The sequence below is a fragment of the Micromonospora sp. RTGN7 genome (genome assembly GCF_033804645.1).
Lineage (GTDB): Bacteria > Actinomycetota > Actinomycetes > Mycobacteriales > Micromonosporaceae > Micromonospora.
In genome coordinates this window covers 93112-110269 of record NZ_JAPZLF010000014.1, presented here as the reverse complement: position 1 = coordinate 110269, position 17158 = coordinate 93112, and the positions used below count along the sequence as shown (strand labels likewise).

Annotated in this window: 16 protein-coding genes and 2 tRNA genes; 6 read left to right on the top strand and 12 right to left on the bottom strand. The window is 69.9% G+C overall.

Features of this window, described 5'->3' with window-relative positions:
- Nucleotides 1-17 precede the first annotated feature (17 nt).
- The 6 genes from SNR22_RS21070 to gyrB all read right to left on the bottom strand — a co-directional run bounded on the left by SNR22_RS21070 (nucleotide 18) and on the right by gyrB (nucleotide 6048).
- Nucleotides 18-90, bottom strand: a tRNA-Ala gene (locus SNR22_RS21070).
- Nucleotides 91-134: 44 nt separating this feature from the next.
- A complete protein-coding gene (locus SNR22_RS21065; protein WP_320068343.1) occupies nucleotides 135-263 on the bottom strand; it encodes a DLW-39 family protein in 129 nt (42 codons plus the stop codon).
- 43 nt (nucleotides 264-306) lie between these two features.
- Nucleotides 307-380: transfer RNA gene (locus SNR22_RS21060), tRNA-Ile, on the bottom strand.
- A gap of 150 nt (nucleotides 381-530) precedes the next feature.
- The gene (locus tag SNR22_RS21055; protein ID WP_320068342.1) at nucleotides 531-1436 is read right to left on the bottom strand and encodes a DUF3566 domain-containing protein; all 906 of its coding nucleotides are present in this window, start codon (nucleotides 1434-1436) and stop codon (nucleotides 531-533) included.
- A 3-nt stretch (nucleotides 1437-1439) separates the two neighbouring features.
- A complete protein-coding gene (gyrA, locus tag SNR22_RS21050; protein WP_320068341.1) occupies nucleotides 1440-3971 on the bottom strand; it encodes a DNA gyrase subunit A in 2532 nt (843 codons plus the stop codon).
- Nucleotides 3972-4101: 130 nt separating this feature from the next.
- Complete coding sequence (gene gyrB, locus SNR22_RS21045; protein ID WP_320068340.1) at nucleotides 4102-6048, bottom strand: DNA topoisomerase (ATP-hydrolyzing) subunit B; 1947 nt, start codon at nucleotides 6046-6048, stop codon at nucleotides 4102-4104.
- 527 nt (nucleotides 6049-6575) lie between these two features.
- On the opposite strand from gyrB, the gene SNR22_RS21040 reads away from it, so the two are divergent.
- Complete coding sequence (locus tag SNR22_RS21040; RefSeq protein WP_320068339.1) at nucleotides 6576-7130, top strand: hypothetical protein; 555 nt, start codon at nucleotides 6576-6578, stop codon at nucleotides 7128-7130.
- A gap of 73 nt (nucleotides 7131-7203) precedes the next feature.
- On the opposite strand, the gene SNR22_RS21035 is transcribed toward SNR22_RS21040, so the two are convergent.
- Nucleotides 7204-7692: a MarR family transcriptional regulator gene (locus SNR22_RS21035; RefSeq protein WP_320068338.1), complete on the bottom strand. Its 489-nt coding sequence runs from the start codon at nucleotides 7690-7692 to the stop codon at nucleotides 7204-7206.
- A gap of 99 nt (nucleotides 7693-7791) precedes the next feature.
- Here SNR22_RS21035 and SNR22_RS21030 point away from each other — a divergent pair, with 99 nt between their 5' ends.
- Nucleotides 7792-8019, top strand: coding sequence for a hypothetical protein (locus SNR22_RS21030; RefSeq protein ID WP_320068337.1), 228 nt, complete (start codon nucleotides 7792-7794; stop codon nucleotides 8017-8019).
- Between the two features lie 3 nt (nucleotides 8020-8022).
- On the opposite strand, the gene SNR22_RS21025 is transcribed toward SNR22_RS21030, so the two are convergent.
- The 5 genes from SNR22_RS21025 to dnaA all read right to left on the bottom strand — a co-directional run bounded on the left by SNR22_RS21025 (nucleotide 8023) and on the right by dnaA (nucleotide 14660).
- A complete protein-coding gene (locus SNR22_RS21025) occupies nucleotides 8023-8763 on the bottom strand; it encodes a DUF721 domain-containing protein (protein ID WP_320068336.1) in 741 nt (246 codons plus the stop codon).
- Nucleotides 8753-9886 carry a DNA replication/repair protein RecF gene (recF, locus tag SNR22_RS21020; protein WP_320068335.1) on the bottom strand — a complete coding sequence of 378 codons (1134 nt, stop codon included), beginning with the start codon at nucleotides 9884-9886 and terminating at the stop codon, nucleotides 8753-8755. Before recF ends, SNR22_RS21025 begins: the two co-directional genes overlap by 11 nt.
- A 16-nt stretch (nucleotides 9887-9902) precedes the next feature.
- Entirely contained in the window at nucleotides 9903-10775 is an 873-nt protein-coding gene (gene gnd / locus SNR22_RS21015) for a phosphogluconate dehydrogenase (NAD(+)-dependent, decarboxylating) (protein ID WP_320068334.1), read from the bottom strand.
- 41 nt (nucleotides 10776-10816) lie between these two features.
- The gene (gene dnaN, locus SNR22_RS21010) at nucleotides 10817-11950 is read right to left on the bottom strand and encodes a DNA polymerase III subunit beta (protein WP_320068333.1); all 1134 of its coding nucleotides are present in this window, start codon (nucleotides 11948-11950) and stop codon (nucleotides 10817-10819) included.
- Nucleotides 11951-12773: 823 nt separating this feature from the next.
- A complete protein-coding gene (dnaA, locus tag SNR22_RS21005; RefSeq protein WP_320068332.1) occupies nucleotides 12774-14660 on the bottom strand; it encodes a chromosomal replication initiator protein DnaA in 1887 nt (628 codons plus the stop codon).
- A 576-nt stretch (nucleotides 14661-15236) separates the two neighbouring features.
- Here dnaA and rpmH point away from each other — a divergent pair.
- From rpmH to yidC, 4 genes are read left to right on the top strand one after another with little or no spacing between them, the layout of a single operon-like run.
- Nucleotides 15237-15374 (top strand): 50S ribosomal protein L34, encoded by a 138-nt coding sequence (gene rpmH / locus SNR22_RS21000; RefSeq protein WP_320068331.1) that lies wholly within the window; start codon nucleotides 15237-15239, stop codon nucleotides 15372-15374.
- A gap of 35 nt (nucleotides 15375-15409) precedes the next feature.
- Entirely contained in the window at nucleotides 15410-15826 is a 417-nt protein-coding gene (gene rnpA / locus SNR22_RS20995) for a ribonuclease P protein component (protein ID WP_320068330.1), read from the top strand.
- The gene (gene yidD, locus SNR22_RS20990; protein ID WP_320068329.1) at nucleotides 15823-16110 is read left to right on the top strand and encodes a membrane protein insertion efficiency factor YidD; all 288 of its coding nucleotides are present in this window, start codon (nucleotides 15823-15825) and stop codon (nucleotides 16108-16110) included. Before rnpA ends, yidD begins: the two co-directional genes overlap by 4 nt.
- 3 nt (nucleotides 16111-16113) lie before the next feature.
- Nucleotides 16114-17115 carry a membrane protein insertase YidC gene (yidC, locus tag SNR22_RS20985; protein ID WP_320068328.1) on the top strand — a complete coding sequence of 334 codons (1002 nt, stop codon included), beginning with the start codon at nucleotides 16114-16116 and terminating at the stop codon, nucleotides 17113-17115.
- The last annotated feature ends 43 nt before the right edge of the window (nucleotides 17116-17158 follow it).

Genomic DNA, 17158 nt, shown 5'->3' with positions numbered 1-17158 from the left:
CCTGCACGGGAGCCGAGTGGAGCCCAGGGGACTCGAACCCCTAACCCCTGCCTTGCAAAGGCAGTGCTCTGCCAGTTGAGCTAGGGCCCCAAGGGCGGACGAAGCCGCCGGGAGCTGGCAGTCGGAGGAACGCCTCAGCGCAGGTCGGGGGCGGTGGTCGCCTCGTGCCACAGAGCGCGCTCGTCGTTCGAAGCCTTGATCTTCCTGGCCACCACGGCGGCCACTCCGACCACGCCGGCCAGAATCAGAAGCTTCTTGAACATGGGGCGACCCCTCGCGCTCGAAAGCCGTCGGAACGATGTGCGGTGGGGCTAGCTGGAATCGAACCAGCGACCTCAGAGTTATCAGCTCTGCGCTCTAACCGACTGAGCTATAGCCCCGTATGGCGACGTCCAAGGCTAACGCATCCGCCCGCCGCGCCCCAAATCGGGGGCCGACTGCCGCTGCGCGCCTCGCCGTACGACTGAAATTACCCGGACGCACGACGCCGGGACGACCGCTTTACGCGGCACGTCCCGGCGTCGGTGCGATCAGTCGCGCTCAGCGAGCGTCAGCTCGATCCCGCCGACCAGGTCGGCGCAGACGTTGTAGACGAACGCCCCGAGGGTGGCGAGCGCGGTGAACAGGACGACGTTGACCAGGCCGATCAAGGCCGAGCTGAGGATCACGCCCTTGGCCGTGATCTGGAAGCTGCTGGCGCTCTGCCCGCCGGCGTTGACCAGGTCGGCCAGGCTCTCGTTGACGCTCTGGAACACGCCCATCGCGTCCAACGCCAGGTAGAGCACCGAGGTGGCGACGACCACCACGATGAAGAGCACCACGGAGACGGCGAAGGCGAACTTCATCACGGACCACGGGTCGATCCGCTTGAGGTTCAGCCGGGCCCTGCGCGGCCCGCGCGACGCGGCCGAACTGACCGAGGTGCGCGCGGCGCGTACCGCGTCACCGACGCGCGCGGCCCCGACAGCGGACGCACCGGCGACCCCCGGCGGCAGCCCGCCGCCGTTGGCGGGGCGATTCGTGCCGCCCGGACGGCCACCGTCCGGCTGGGGCTTGGTCGTGCCCCCACCGATTCGCGGCATCGTGCCGGTGGCCGCGTTGCCGGCCGGCTGGCCGCTGCCGGTACGAATCGGCTGTGTCGTCCCCGGATGAGCGGCACCGCCCGCCCCCGCAGCCGGAGCCACCACGGAGGTGGGCGCGTCGATTCCGGATGTCTCCGTCTTGTCACCGGCCCCCGAGCCGTCGCCGGGCTTCTCCGGCGGCGGTGCCATACCGGGGGCCCGGGTGAACTTCGGGGCAGGCGCGTCGGCGGGAACGGTTGCCCGGCCCACGGCCGCGCGGCCGGTCGCTGGTGTGCCGCCCTTCGCGGCGGCCTCCTCGTCGACCGGGTTGGCCGAGGTCCCCTTGTTCCCCGACTTCGCCTGTGTCTCCGTCATCAACTAGTCCTGTTCGTCAGGCTCGTCGGCATTGCGAGCAATCGCCACGATAGTCACGCCGTCCGGGAGGTCCATCAGCTTGACCCCCATTGTGTTCCGGTCACGCGTACGGCGTACAGGCTTCACCGGAGTCCGGATGACGCCACCGTTGCTGGTGATCGCGAACAGCTCGTCGTCCGGGTGGATCACCACAGCGCCGACCAGACCACCGCGCCGCTCGGTGATCTTCGCAGTCAGCACGCCCTTACCTCCCCGGCCCTGGACCGGGTATTCCTCGATCGGGGTACGTTTGGCGTATCCCCCGTTCGTGGCCACCAGAACGTCCAGGCCCTCGCGAACGACCTCCATCGCCAGCAGGACGTCCTCGTCGGTGAACCGCATGCCGATCACGCCCGACGTGGCCCGGCCCATCGGCCGCAGCGCCTCATCGGTGGCGTTGAAGCGGATCGCCTGGGCGTTCTTGGAGACCAGCAGCAGGTCGTCGGACGGGGCCACGAGGGCAGCACCGACCAGCTCGTCCTCATCGCGCAGGTTGATCGCGATGACTCCGCCGGAACGGTTGGAGTCGAACTCCTCGAGCCGCGTCTTCTTCACCAGGCCGTTCTTCGTGGCCAGTACCAGGTAGGGCGCCACCTGGTAGTTCGGGATTTCGATGATCTGCGCGATCTGCTCGTCCGGTTGGAACGCGAGCAGATTGGCCACGTGCTGGCCCTTGGCTACCCTACTGGCTTCCGGAAGCTCGTACGCCTTGGCCCGGTACACCCGGCCCTTGTTCGTGAAGAACAGCATCCAGTCGTGTGTGGAGCAGACGAAGAAGTGGCTGACGATGTCGTCCTGCCGCAGCGTGGCCCCGCTGACTCCCTTGCCGCCGCGCCGCTGCGAGCGGTACAGATCGACCTTGGTCCGCTTGGCGTACCCGGTGCGGGTGATGGTGACGACCACGTCCTCGCGGGCGATCAGGTCCTCCATGGAGACCTCGCCGTCGAACGGCAGGATCTTCGTCCGCCGCTCGTCGCCCCACTTCGCGATGATCTCGCCGAGCTCCTCCGAGACGATCCGCCGCTGCCGCTCCGGCTTGGCCAGGATGTCCTTGAGGTCGGCGATCTCGATCTCGAGCTTGCCCAGGTCGTCGAGGATGCGCTGCCGTTCCAGGGCGGCGAGCCGGCGCAGCTGCATGTCCAGGATCGCGGTGGCCTGAATCTCGTCGATCTCCAGCAGCCGGATCAGGCCCTGCCGGGCGTCATCGACCGTCGGCGAGCGCCGGATCAGGGCGATCACCTCGTCGAGGGCGTCCAGCGCCTTGGACAGACCGCGCAGGATGTGCGCCCGCTCCTGGGCCTTACGCAGCCGGAACGCGGCCCGCCGACGGATCACCTCGATCTGGTGCTCGACGTAGTAGCGCAGGAACTGGGCCAGGTTCAGCGTGCGCGGCACGCCATCGACCAGCGCCAGCATGTTGGCGCCGAAGGTCTCCTGGAGCTGGGTGTGCTTGTAGAGGTTGTTGAGCACCACCTTGGCGACCGCGTCACGCTTGAGCACGAGCACGATCCGCATGCCGGTACGCCCGGAGGACTCGTCCCGGATGTCGGCGATGCCGGCGAGCTTGCCCTCCTTGATCAGCTCGGCGATCCGCTCGGCCAGGTTGTCCGGGTTGACCTGGTAGGGCAGCTCGCTGACCACCAGGCAGGGCCGGCCCCGCTTGTCCTCCTCGACCTCCACCACGGCCCGCATCCGAATCGAGCCCCGGCCCGTCCGGTACGCGTCCTGGATGGCCTGGGTGCCGACGATCAGGCCATAGGTGGGGAAGTCCGGGCCCTTGACGATCTCGATGAGCGCGTCGAGGGTGGTGGCCTCGTCGACCTCCGGGTTCTCCAGGCACCACTGCACGGCCGCGCCGATCTCGCGCAGGTTGTGCGGCGGGATCTTGGTGGCCATGCCGACCGCGATGCCCTCGGAGCCGTTGATCAGCAGGTTCGGGATCCGCGACGGCAGGATGGTGGGCTCCTTGGCCCGGCCGTCGTAGTTGTCCTGGAGGTCGACGGTGTCCTCGTCGATGTCCCGCAGCATCTCCATCGCCAGCGGGTCGAGCTTGCATTCCGTGTACCTCATGGCCGCAGCCGGGTCATTACCGGGCGAGCCGAAGTTGCCGTTGCCGTCGACCAGCGGGTAACGCAGCGACCAGGACTGTGCCATCCGGACCAGCGCGTCGTAGATGGCCGAGTCGCCGTGCGGGTGGAACTGGCCCATCACGTCGCCGACGACCCGGGAGCACTTCACGTAGCCGCGGTCCGGCCGGTAACCGGAGTCGAACATCGCGTAGAGAATCTTGCGGTGGACCGGCTTGAGCCCGTCCCGGACGTCCGGCAGTGCCCGCCCGACGATGACGCTCATCGCGTAGTCGAGGTAGGAGCGCTGCATCTCCACCTCGAGCCCGACCGGCTCGATGCGGTCGTGCGCCACGACTGCGGCGGCGGGGACCTCGGGGACCTCGGGGACCTCGGGCTCGCTCGGGGAGGACTCGGGGGTATCGGTCACTGTTAACCCTTATCAGAATCAGAGTCGGTTTCGTGCTGTGGATAACCGCTGTGGAAACCGGCCGTGCTGTGGATAACCCTGTGGATGAGTGGGCCGCCCGGTCGACTACCCGGGCGGCCCGCCCGGTCCGTCAGATGTCCAGGAAACGGACATCCTTGGCGTTGCGCTGAATGAACGAGCGGCGCGCCTCGACGTTCTCACCCATCAGCACGCTGAACAGCTCGTCCGCAGTCGCCGCGTCGTCGAGCGTGACCTGGCGCAGGGTGCGGGTGCCCGGGTTCATCGTGGTCTCCCAGAGCTCGGGATAGTTCATCTCGCCGAGGCCCTTGAACCGCTGGATGTCGTCCGGCTTGGCGTTCGGCTTCTTCTGCTGGCGCAGCGCGATCAGCCCGTCCCGCTCGCGGTCCGAGTAGGCGTACTGCGCGTCGTCGCCCTTCTTGTTCCACTTGATCTTGTAGAGCGGCGGGGCGGCCAGGTAGACGTGGCCCAGCTCGACCAGCGGCCGCATGAAGCGGAACAGCAGGGTGAGCAGCAGCGTCTGGATGTGCTGGCCGTCCACGTCGGCGTCGGCCATCAGCACGGTCTTGTGGTACCGCAGCTTCTCGATGTCGAAGTCGTCGTGGATGCCGGTGCCCAGCGCGGTGATCAGCGCCTGGACCTCGGTGTTCTTCAGCACCCGGTCGATCCGGGCCTTCTCCACGTTGAGGATCTTGCCGCGGATCGGCAGGATCGCCTGGGTGCGCGGGTCCCGGCCCTGCTTGGCCGAGCCGCCCGCCGAGTCGCCCTCGACGATGAACACCTCGGACTCGCGCGGGTCGGTGGACTGGCAGTCGGCCAGCTTGCCCGGCATCGAGCCGGACTCCAGCAGCGACTTGCGGCGGGCCAGCTTGCGCGCCTGCTGCGCGGCGATCCGCGCCCGCGCCGCCTGCGACGCCTTAGTAATGATCATCTTCGCTTCGGCCGGGTTCCGGTCGAACCAGTCCACGAGCCTGTCGTTGCAGACCCGCTGCACGAAGCCCTTCACCGGGGTGTTGCCGAGCTTGGTCTTGGTCTGGCCCTCGAACTGCGGGTTGGCCAGCTTGACCGAGATGATCGCGGCCAGGCCCTCCCGGATGTCCTCGCCGGAGAGCTTCTCGTCGCCCTTGAGCAGCTTCTTGTCCGCGCCGTAGCGGTTGACCACGCTGGTCAGCGCGGACCGGAAGCCCTCCTCGTGGGTGCCGCCCTCGTGGGTGTTGATCGTGTTGGCGAAGGTGTAGACCGATTCGCCGTACGACTCGTTCCACTGCATGGCGATCTCGACCGACATGCCCTCCTCCTCGGAACCGAACTCGACCACCGTCTTGTGGATCGGGTTCTTCGAGGCGTTGAGGTGCCGGACGAAGTCGGCGATGCCGCCCTTGTAGCAGAAGGTGACCTCGCGCGGCTTGCCCTCCTCGCCCTCCGCGACCCGCTCGTCGAGCAGGTGGATGGTGAGGCCGCGGTTGAGGAAGGCCATCTCCTGGATGCGGCGGTAGATGGTCTGGAAGTCGAAGTCGACGGTCTCGAAGATGTCGGGATCGGGCCAGAACTCGACCCTGGAACCGGTGCGGTCGGTGGTCTCGCCCTTGTCCAGCGGGCCCGGCTTGGAGTGGGTGTACTTCTGCCGCCAGACGAAGCCGGACTTGTGGATCTCCACCGCCATCCGGTGGGAGAGGGCGTTGACGACGGACACGCCGACGCCGTGCAGGCCGCCGGAGACCGCGTACGCCTTGCCGTCGAATTTGCCGCCGGCGTGCAGCACGGTCAGCGCGACCTCGACGCCCGGCTTCTTCAGCTTGGGGTGCAGGTCGACCGGGAAGCCCCGGCCGTTGTCGGTGACCTGGACCCCGCCGTCGGCCAGCAGCACCACGTCGATGGTGTCGCAGTGTCCGGCCAGCGCCTCGTCGACGGCGTTGTCGACGACCTCCCACACCAGGTGGTGCAGACCGCGCTCACCGGTCGACCCGATGTACATGCCGGGCCGCTTGCGGACGGCCTCCAGCCCTTCCAGGACGGTGATCGACTCGGCGCCGTACTCCTGCTTGTCCTGCGCTGCCACCCTCGGCCACTTTCTCGCGCCACCCGCGCCGCAAGCGGCACGTCGGGCGCGGGTTCGGCGGACAGGACGCGACGTCGGCGCGCGGACCGACACCGGGAACGCTCCGGGCACGGGCCGAAACACCGGTCGCCGCGGTTGCCCGCGGATCGCGATCGGCTCAACCCGACGTGGAACAATGATCGTGGGCCCGGTGGGCCCGGGTCCGTCGCTCCATGTCGGGTCTTCGTCTCGCCCTCAATCTTACTGTGCGCGGACGACAGAACCACCACTAGGCACCCCTTCCCGGCGGCTGAGAACTTCGTAGCCGACCGAACCGCGCCACCCGCGGCCCCCCCTACAGGCGAACCCCGGAGTAAGGAATCGCGCCGCAGCCGGGTCGGCCCGGAACGCCGAGGGCCGGGGTCGCGCCGGAGCGGGCGGTGGGCGTACCTTTGCGGCGCGCCCAGCGTGGCTCGTCTTGATCTTTTCCGGTCGGAACAGGACGATCGACCCGAACGCTTCGACACATGCTCAAGGGGTGACGCCAGATGGGGCTGGACAATGTCGCGGTGCACTGGCCGCGGACCGGCCGCTTCTACGATCCGGTCGCACCGGCCGAGTTCGTCGACTTCGGCGAGATCGTCGATGTGCCGGGGGTATCCGCGCCGACGGCGGCCCTCGCGGAACACATCGCCAAGACCGGAACGGTCCGGGCCACGGCGTACACCGAACTGGTCGACCTCCTGCTCGGGCTCGAAAATGTGCTCTACGCCACGGACGCCGCCGCCGAGGACGAGGATCCGGTGATCGACCCGGACGGCTGCGCCTGGATCGCCGGCGGCGTGGAGCGCTTCGTCACCGGGCACCGCCCGCACGGGGAGACGGTCACCTTCGACTCGGTCAGCACCGTGCTGCGCGGTCTGCTCGCCGACGGTCGCCTCGCGGAGCAGCAGCTGCGCTGGCTGGCCAGCCGGCTGGACGCGCTGCGCGACGAGAACGGCGGGCCGCCGCAGTGGGACTTCACCTGCGCCGAGTTGGGCGTGCTGGCCGCCTTCTACCGCCGCTGCGCCGACCGGGGCTTCGCCGTCTACGCCGACGCCTGATCCGCCGGCCCCGTCAGCACCGGGTCGCCGGGGGCGAGTTCGCGCCGGCCCGTACCGGGTGCCCCGGTGCGGGTCACGCCGGGGCGGCGGTCTCCGGGGCTGCAGGGTCGCCCGGGGCGGCCCGGCTGGTCGCCGCGATCACCCGGGTCAGGGCGGTGTGCAGGTCCCGCAGCTCCTCGATCGGCATCCCGAGCCGCCGCACGATCGCCGGAGGGATCTCCTCGGCGCGGACACGCAGGGCCTCTCCGCTCGCGGTGAGTGTCACGGCCAGGCTGCGTTCGTCGGCGGGGTCGCGCTCGCGCCGGACGTACCCGGCGGCTTCCAGTCGCTTGAGCAGGGGCGACAGCGTCCCGGGGTCGAGCTGCAACAGACGGCTGAGTTCCCGTACGGACAGCGGCGCGTGCTGCCAGAGCGCGAGCATGACCAGGTACTGCGGGTGGGTCAGACCCATCGGCTCCAGCAGCGGACGGTAGACGGCGACCACGCCCCGCGCGGCGACGGAGAGCGCGAAGCAGACCTGCTGCTCCAGCGCCAGGGGATCTCCCTCCCACCGGTCGTGCACCACGGCCTCCTCGTCGTCGCCGTTGCGATCGTAGCAATGATTGGTGTACCAATTGTTGGTGTACAAACTATGCCCTGTCGGCGAGGGAAGGCCAGGCGGATGAGCGGCGACGAGCAGGTGGGCGACTCTTCGGGCAGCGGGGGTCGCCTCATGGGCTGGGTGTTCCGCAACCTCGCCGGCCCCTCCCAGGTCCAGGGGGCGGTGCAGGGCGGCTCGCGCCACGCCCGGGATGCCTGGAAGCAGGACCTGGAGCGGCGCAAGCAGTGGAGCCGGGAGCAGCGGGAACTCAAGCGCGCCCAGCGAGAGGTCCGGCACGCCGGGGACTGATCGTCAGCCGTACGTGTCCCGGGGTCCTCGCCCCCGGACCCGGCGCGGCCCCTTGGACCAGGACGGCGCGGCCGGGCCGTGGATGTGCAGCTTGCGCACCACGTTGTGGCCCACCTCGCTGGCGATCTGCCTGAGCAGGGAGCCGGCGAGCAGCCGCAGCTGGGTCGCCCACGCAGTCGACCGGGCCTCGACGGTCAGCTCGCCGTTCTCCAGCTTCACCGGGCGGCTGTTCTGGGCGACCTCCGAGCCGACCACCCGCTCCCACGCGCCGAAGACCGTCGCCTCGGCCGCCGGCAGCGTCCAGCCCCGCGCCTTGACCAGTCGGTTGAGCACAGTGCTCAGCGACTGCGGGTCACGCGGGTCCGGCCCGGGGCCGGAATAGCCGCGCAGCCGCCGACCGCCCTCACCATCGCCGCCGGGTACCGGGCTGCGCCGTCGGGTGCGGGCGGTCGCATCGCGCCGGGCCTTCGCGGCGTCGAGCACCGCCCGGGCCAGTTCCGGCCCGGCGGATGCCTCGCCCCCACCGCCACCGCCACCGCCGGCACCGCCACCGCCGCCACCGCCGGCACCGCCACCGCCGGCACCGCCACCGCCGGCACCGCCACCGCCGGCACCGCCACCGCCGGCACCGCCACCGCCGGCACCGCCGGCCGACGGGCCGGTCGGGGTGCGACCCGTCCGTCCCGATTGCGGCGGACGCGGCGGCCCGATGCGGGCCGGCGGAAGCTCCGGCTCATCCGACACGACGCACCGTCCCCTCTTCCACCCGGTACCGGGTGCCCCGCAGGCCGGCCGGCACGTCGTCGTCCACGGCGCAGGTGACCAGCACCTGGCTGGCCCCGCCGATCAGCTCCGCCAGCCGCTCCCGGCGGCCCGCGTCCAACTCGGCGAAGACGTCGTCGAGCACCAGCACCGGTTCGATGCCGTCGGAACGGAGCAGATCGTATCCGGCCAGTCGCAGGGCCAGCGCAAACGACCAGGACTCGCCGTGGCTGGCGTACCCCTTGGCGGGCAGCGGGCCGAGGTTGAGCACCAGATCGTCACGGTGCGGGCCGACGAGGGTGGTGCCGCGCTCCACCTCGGCGGAGCGAGACTCGGCCAGCGCCGTGGTCAGGGCCGCCACGAGTGTCTCCCGGTCGGGCGTCGGGTCGGTCAGCTCCACCGACGGCCGGTACAGAATCTCCGCTCCGCCCCGGCCCGCCGCTACCGCGTCGTACGCCCTGGTGACGTGCGGGCCGATGGCGGCGACCAGCTCCAGCCGGCCGGCGAGCAACTCGGCACCGTGCTGGGCCAGGTGGGTGTCCCAGACCGCGAGGGTGGACAGGTCGCCGCCCCGCGACCCGCCGGTCTTGCGGGCCAGGTAGGCGGTGCGCAGCAGGGCGTTGCGCTGTTTGACCACCCGCTCGTAGTCGGCGCGCACCCCGGCGTACCGGGGCTGGCGGTTGACCAGGAGGTCGTCGAGGTAGCGGCGGCGCTCCGCCGGGTCGCCACGGACGAGTTCCAGGTCCTCCGGGGCGAACAACACGAGCCGCAGCGCGCCGAGGACGTCCCGCGCCCGCCGGGCGGGCGAACGACCCAGCCGGGCCCGGTTGGCCTTGCCGGGGACGATCTCCAGCTCGACCAGCAGCTCACGTCCGTCGTGCGCCACCGCGCACCGGATCACTGCGGCGGACGCGCCCATCCGGACCAGGGGGGCGTCCGTGGCGACCCGGTGCGAATCCAGGGTCGCCACGTAGCCCAGCGCCTCGACCAGGTTGGTCTTGCCGACTCCGTTGGCGCCGGTCAGCACGTTCGGACCCGGCTCCAGGTCGACGCCGACCTGCTCGTAGGAGCGGAAGTCGACCAGTTCGAGCCGGCGAACGTACACAGGTTGTGGATACCGCTCAGCGCTTGTGGACGGCGTGCCCGCCGAACTGCTGACGCAGCGCGGCAACGGCCTTCATCGCGGGCGAGTCGTCCTGCCGGGAGGCGAACCGGGCGAACAACGACGCCGTGATGACGTTGAGCGGCACGGCCAGCCGGACGGCCTCGTCGACCGTCCACCGCCCCTCGCCGGTGTCCTCCGTGTAGCCGCTCAGCTCGGCCAGCTCCGGGTCCTCGTCAAGCGCCCGGTCAAGCAGGTCGAGCAGCCAGGAGCGGACGACGGTGCCCTCGCGCCAGGACTTGAACACGCCCGGCACGTTGGTCACGATCTCCGATTTGGAGAGCAGCTCGTAGCCCTCGGCGTAGGCGTGCATCAGGCCGTACTCGATGCCGTTGTGCACCATCTTGGCGTAGTGGCCGGCGCCAACCGGGCCGGCGTGCACGAAACCGAACTCGCCGGCCGGCTTGAGCGCCTCGAAGATCGGCATCAGCCGGTCGACGTGCTCCTGGGCGCCGCCAACCATCAGGCCGTACCCGTTCTGGTTGCCCCAGACGCCGCCGGAGACACCGACGTCGAGGTAGCCGATGCCCTGCTCGGCGAGCCGCTCGGCGCGGGGCGCGTCGTCGCTGAACCGGGAGTTCCCGCCATCGATGATGATGTCTCCCTCGCAGAGCATGCCGGCGAGGTCGTCGATGGTGGTGTCGGTGACCCCGGCCGGGACCATCACCCAGACGGCACGGGGGGCGTCGAGCTTGTCGGCCAGCTCGGCCAGGCTGGCGACATCGCTCAGCTCCGTGTTGCGGTCGTAGCCGACCACCTCGTGCCCGGCGGCGCGCAACCGTTCGCGCATGTTGCCGCCCATCCGGCCGAGTCCTACGAGGCCGAGCTGCATCTGTTCCTACCTCCGCTGCGTCTGGGTCAAGGAATGCGCGATCAGCGGGAGACGCGAATCGGCATGATGAGGTATCGGTACCCAGGGATGACTTCGCCATCCTCGCCGGAGGGGGAGATCACGGCCGGCTTGAACGCGTCGACGAACGAGAGCACCGCGAACTGCGAACCCAGGTTGGTCAGGCCGTCGATCAGGTACTGCGGGTTGAAGCCGATGGTCAGCGGCTCGCCGGTGAAGGTGGCGTCCATGGCCTCGCTGGCCCGGGCCTCCTCGGTGCCGCCGGCCTCGACCACGAGCCCGTCGGAGCTGAAGCTGAGCAGCACCGGCGTGGTGCGCTCGGCGACCAGAGCGACCCGCTTCACCACCTCGATTAGGGTGCTCACCGCGACCCGGGCCTCGGCGTTGTGGCTGGCGGGGAAGAGCGAGCGCACCGGCGGGTAGTTCGCGCCGTCGAGCAGCCGGCTGGTGGTGCGGCGGGTGCCGCCGGAGAAGCCAATCATGCCTTCCCCGGCCGCACCCTGGGAGAGGGCCATGGTGACCTGGCCACCGAGCGGGCCGAGGGCCTTGGCGGTGTCGTGCAGGGTCCGGGCCGGCACCAGGGCGGTGATGCTCACCTCGGGATCGTCGGGGTTCCACTCCATCTCGCGCAGGGCGAGGCGGTACCGGTCGGTGGCGAGCATCGCCACGTTGCGCCCGGAGAGTTCGACGCGCACGCCGGTCATCATCGGCAGGGTCTCGTCCCGGCCGGCGGCCACGGCGACCTGGGCAACTGCCGCGGCGAACGCGGCGGCGTCGACGGTACCGGCGCTCTGCGGCATTTCTGGCAGGGAGGGGTAGTCCTCCACGGGCATGGTGGGCAGGGTGAACCGGGCACTGCCGCAGACCAACTCCAGGTGCGAGCCGACCGCAGCGATGTCCACCGGCTTGGCCGGCAGCGCCTTGGTGATCTCGGCCAGCAGCCGGCCGGAGACCAGAGCGGCACCGTCGGCGTCGCCGTGCACCTCGACGGCCACCTGGCTGGAGACCTCGTAGTCGAAGCCGGAAACCTGCAGGTTCCCGTCAGTCACCCGGAGCATCACACCGGCCAGCACCGGTACGGACGGCCGGCTGGGCAGGCTCTTCGCGGTCCAGGCCACGGCCTCGGCGAGCGCGTCGCGCTCCACTCGGAACTTCATCAATAGCCTCCGCGTCGACGTCAGCGACAACTCTCTCATGCCGACCGCTGCCCACCGTCCCGCCAACGTGCGGGTACCCATCGCACCTTAGGGCGCGTGGGCATCGGCTGTGCGCCCGACCCCGTGGCTCGCCTCGGTGCCGAGCGGGCTGTCCCCGAGCGGTTTCGAGCCGATCCACAGGAAGTCCAACGGTGATGATTGGTTTTTGTTCTCTATAGAAGAGAACCTCATCGTCTTCATCGCACCTGTGGAAACTGTGGAAAACACGAGTTTACGCAGGTCAGCCAGACTATCCACCGGTGGGTTAGCTGTGGAGAACCGGGGGTAAAACCTGCCCCGTTGTCCACAGGCCGCCCCAGCCGGCAAAGTTGTCCACCGCCGTCCACCGGTTATCCACCGGTTATCCACCGACTTTCTCCCCAGTCCTGTGGACAGGCGGGCCGGTTCCGGACGCGGTTGTCCACAGAACCTTCAACAGGAAATCCACAGGCCACCCGAGACCGGTGGATGACGGGACCGTTGTCCACAGTCGTCCACAGGGTCGTCCCCAGGGTTTGTCCACAACCTGTGGGTAACTGGTGCGGCACGGATCGTAGTTATCCACCGTCGGTGGATAACTCGCTGTGGATAACCACCGTTAGCTGTGGACAATCGCGGGCCGATTCTGCGGCCTCGGCCGGGTCGCGGATCGACGTCAGGCCCCCGGGCACCCTGTGGACAGCGAATGGCCCGGGTGAAAAGTGGCGGGGGTCACACGTCCCGGAACGCGAGGACGCCCGGCCGAGTACGGCCGGGCGTCGGGAGGCTGTGGGCTGTGGGTCGCTCAGGTGGTCTGCTTGATCCGGTTGGTCAGCTCGGCGATCTGGTTGTAGAGCGAGCGGCGCTCCGCCATCTGTTGGCGGATCTTCCGGTCGGCGTGCATCACCGTGGTGTGGTCCCGGCCGCCGAACGCCTGCCCGATCCGGGGCAGCGACAGCTCGGTGAGCTCCCGACACAGGTACATGGCCACCTGTCGGGCGTTGACGAGCACCCGGGAACGGGACTGACTGCGCAGATCCTCCAGGCTCACGCCGAAGTAGTCCGCCGTGGAGACCATGATCTGGTCTGCGGTGATCTCCGGGCCGGCGCCGTCCGGGATGAAGTCCCGCAGCACCTCCTCGGCCAGCGACAGCTCCACGGTCGACCGGGTGAGGCTGGCGAACGCGGTGACCCGGATCAGCGCCCCCTCCAGCTCCCGGATCGAGTTCGACACCCGGGACGCGATGAACTCCAGCACGTCCGGCGGGGCGTAGAGCCGCTCCTGGGCCGCCTTCTTCTGCAGGATCGCGATCCGCGTCTCCAGGTCGGGCGGCTGGATGTCGGCCAGCAGCCCCCACTCGAACCGGGTCCGCAGCCGGTCCTCCAGGGTGGCCAACTGCTTCGGCGACCGGTCGGAGGTGATCACGATCTGCTTGTTGGCGTTGTGCAGCGTGTTGAAGGTGTGGAAGAACTCCTCCTGGGTCCGCTCGCGGTTCTCCAGGAACTGGATGTCGTCGATCAGGAGGATGTCGACGTCGCGGTAGCGGCGCTGGAACGCGCTGGTCTTGTCGTCCCGGAGCGAGTTGATGAAGTCGTTGGTGAACTCCTCGGTCGAGACGTACCGGACCGAGCGGGCGTTGCCCAGCGTCGTGGCGTAGTGGCCGATGGCGTGCAGCAGGTGGGTCTTGCCCAGCCCGGAGCTGCCGTAGATGAACAGCGGGTTGTACGCCTTCGCCGGCGACTCCGCGACGGCGACCGACGCGGCGTGCGCGAACCGGTTGGACGAGCCGATGACGAACGTCTCGAACATGTACTTCGGGTTGAGCCGGTTCCCACTCTCCGCGCCGCCGGGCAGTCGTCGGTCGTCCCGGCCCCCGGGGCGATGATCCGCGGCACTGCGCCCCGGTCCGCTGTCCGTGCCGCCGTCGCGGTGCAGCCTTGGGCCGGCGTCCCGGTACCGGGGCTCGTAGGGCCGGGTATCGGTGTCCGGCCCCTCGTAGCCGCGCCGGTCCTGGCCCGGCCTCGGCGGGGCCAGCGGCTCGGCGAAGGTGGCGCTGAACAGTGGCTCCTGGGCGTCCCGGCTGGCCGGCACGGGACCCGGCCGGTGGCCGTCGGTACCCGCCGGGAGGTGCGGGGCGGCATCCTCGGTTGCCGGGCGTTCCGCCGCGCCGTGCTGCGGGTAGCCACCGTCGCCCCCCGGGTAGCCGCCGCCTCGCTCAGAGGACGACGGCCGGCCGTGGTTGGCGTGCTCCTGCTCGCCCCGGTCCAGGTACCCGGATGTGGGGAAGCCTGGCAACTGTTCGTGCCGGTTTCCTCCCGGCCCCTCGTAGCGCGGGTCGAACGCGGGTGAGGTGCCGAAGTCGGAGGGCCCGCCCTGGCCGGCGTCCGGCGTGCTGCGGTAGACCGTGCCCGCCGGCCGGCCGGCCGCGTCCTCTGCTACCCGCACGGTGACGGCCACCTGTATCGGCCGACCCAGCCGCCGGGTCAGCGCCTCGGTGATGGCCGGCCGCAGCCGGGACTCGATCACGTCTCGGGTGAAGGCGTCCGGCACGGAGAGCAGCGCAGTGTCCTCCACGATCGCGCGGAGCCGGGTGAGCCGCAGGTACGCACGCTGCTGCGCGGAGATGATCTCATCGGCGAGCTCGTCCGTGGCCGCAGTCCACATCGCGGCAAGGTCGGTCGTACCGGCCACCGTCGTGCCCCCCTCGCTTCTGCTCCCGACCGCCGCTGTGGTCCAGCCCGAATGGCCAACCGTCATCCACAAGTTATCCACAGCCTGTGTACCGACCGATTGTGGCCTCCCGCCGGACGCGGGTCGGACCTGCCCCCTGTCTGGACGGGCGCTGAAGCGGGTTTCACCGTGCCGAACGATTCACTGCCCTGTCGGGTCTTGCCTGCCGAAGCGAACCGGGCCGCCGACGCCGACCGCAATCGCGCACGCTAACAGCGTGGGCAGGGGAGCATCAACCGTCGACGCGGGGGACCCTTGTCGGCATCAGTGAAAACCACCGCTTCGGTCGTGCTCGGGGCCGGCGGGGCCGCGCCGGGGTGCTTTGACGCTCGTTGTCCGCCTGCGTAGGCTGGAACGGCTGCTCTGCCGCCCTCTGCTAGGGTGGTGTGTGCTTGCTGTCCGCAGTCGTCTTCCTCGCCTGGTCGAGGTCCCGCGCCGCCGGGCAGCATCGATCGGGGGCCACCGCCGAGGTGGCCTGGACCACCACACGATCCCGGCGGTCCAGCGCCCGGGGCGTACGAAAACGGAGAGCCTGACGTGAGCAAGCGCACCTACCAGCCGAACAACCGCCGGCGCGCGAAGACCCACGGCTTCCGGCTGCGCATGCGCACCCGGGCCGGCCGCGCCATCCTCGCGACCCGCCGCTCCAAGGGCCGCACCCGCCTGTCGGCCTGAGGCCGACTGGTCCGGTCCGGGGGACGTGGGCAGTCGTGCTGGCAGCCGCGCAACGACTGCGGCGCAGCAGCGACTTCGCCGCAGCGGTTCGGGCTGGCCGACGCGCCGGTCGAGGCGCGCTCGTCGTCCACCTGACCCTGCCCGCCACATCCGGGCCCACAGCCGATACCTCGCCGAAGCCGGCGCGGAGCACCGGTGCGGAGGAGAACTCCACACCTGCCCGCGCCGGTTTCGTCGTGTCCAAGGCAGTCGGCCCCGCCGTCGTCCGTAACACGGTCCGACGCCGGCTCCGACATCTGGTCCGCGAGCGGCTGGCGGCCCTGCCTTCCGGAGGCACCCTGGTTGTACGCGCGTTGCCGGCTGCGGCCGAGGCGTCGTACGCCCAGCTCGGGGCCGACCTCGACGCGGCGCTCACCGCCGCTCGCACCGCCCGTGGGCGGCGATCCCGATGAACAGCGGTTCCGGCCCGTCCCGGCCGATGAGCCCGGGTGCCCGGGTGCTGACCTGGCCCATCGTCGCGTACCGTCGGTGGATAAGTCCGGCGTTGCCGGCCCGCTGTCGGTTCCATCCGTCGTGCAGTGCTTACGCCATCGAGGCGGTGTCCCGCCATGGCGCGCTCCGGGGGGCCGGTCTCACGGTCCGACGGTTGTCGCGCTGCCACCCCTTTCACCCTGGTGGATACGACCCGGTGCCCGAGCCGGGCGGCCGCCGCCGCGCCGATGCGACTGGAGCCTGAGAATTGTTCAGTCTGGACTGGATCTACTACGCGATCTCGTGGATCCTGCTGACCTGGCACTCGGCCTGGGACGCCATCGGGGTGCCGGCCGGCGCCGCGCTCGGCACGAACTGGTCCTGGATCCTGGCCATCATCTTCCTGGTGGTCACCGTCCGGGTGATCCTGTTCCCGATCTTCGTCAAACAGATCAAGTCCCAGCGGGCCATGCAGGCGCTCCAGCCCAAGGTCAAGGAGCTCCAGGAGAAGCACAAGGGTGACCGGGAGACGCTCCAGAAAGAAATGATGGAGCTCTACCGGAAGGAAAAGGCCAACCCGCTCATGGGCTGCCTTCCGATGTTTCTCCAGATCCCGGTCTTCCTCGGCCTCTTCCACGTGCTGCGCCGCCTCGACCCGTTCAAGCCGGAGGACAAGAAGACTCTCTACGGCTGGGCGGTCGACCAGTTCAACAGCGCCTCGCAGGCGAAGCTGTTCACGGCTCCGCTCTCCGGCAAGTTCGGCTCGACCGCCGAGGAACTGGCCCGGTTGGGCGCCAACGGCACCACCGTGAAGGTGATCGCCGGCATCCTGGTGCTGCTCATGATGGCCAGCACCTACCTCACCAGCCGCCAGATGATCCTCAAGACCGGCTGGGCAGAGGACCCGCAGCAGAAGATGATCCAGCGCCTGATGCTCTACGGCATCCCGCTGTCGCTGCTCATCTCCGGCGCGATCTTCCCGATCGGTGTGATCATCTACTGGGTCACCAACAACCTGTTCACCCTGGGCCAGCAGCAGTGGGTGCTGCGCAAGTACCCGCCGCCGCCCACCCCCGGCCGCACCGGCGCCACCGGTGTTACCGGCCCCCGTGGGCCGGCCCAGCCGGCGAAGGCCGGAGGGCTGTTCGGTCGCAAGGCCGTGCCGGCCCCGGTCAAGCAGGCTTCGATCACCCCGAAGGTTGCCGGTCCCAAGCCGGGTGCCAAGCCGACCAACCAGAAGAAGGGCCGCCCGGCCAAGCGCCAGGGCTGACCGTCCTCCCGTGCGCCGCCGGCCGAGCCGGCGGCGCACGGAC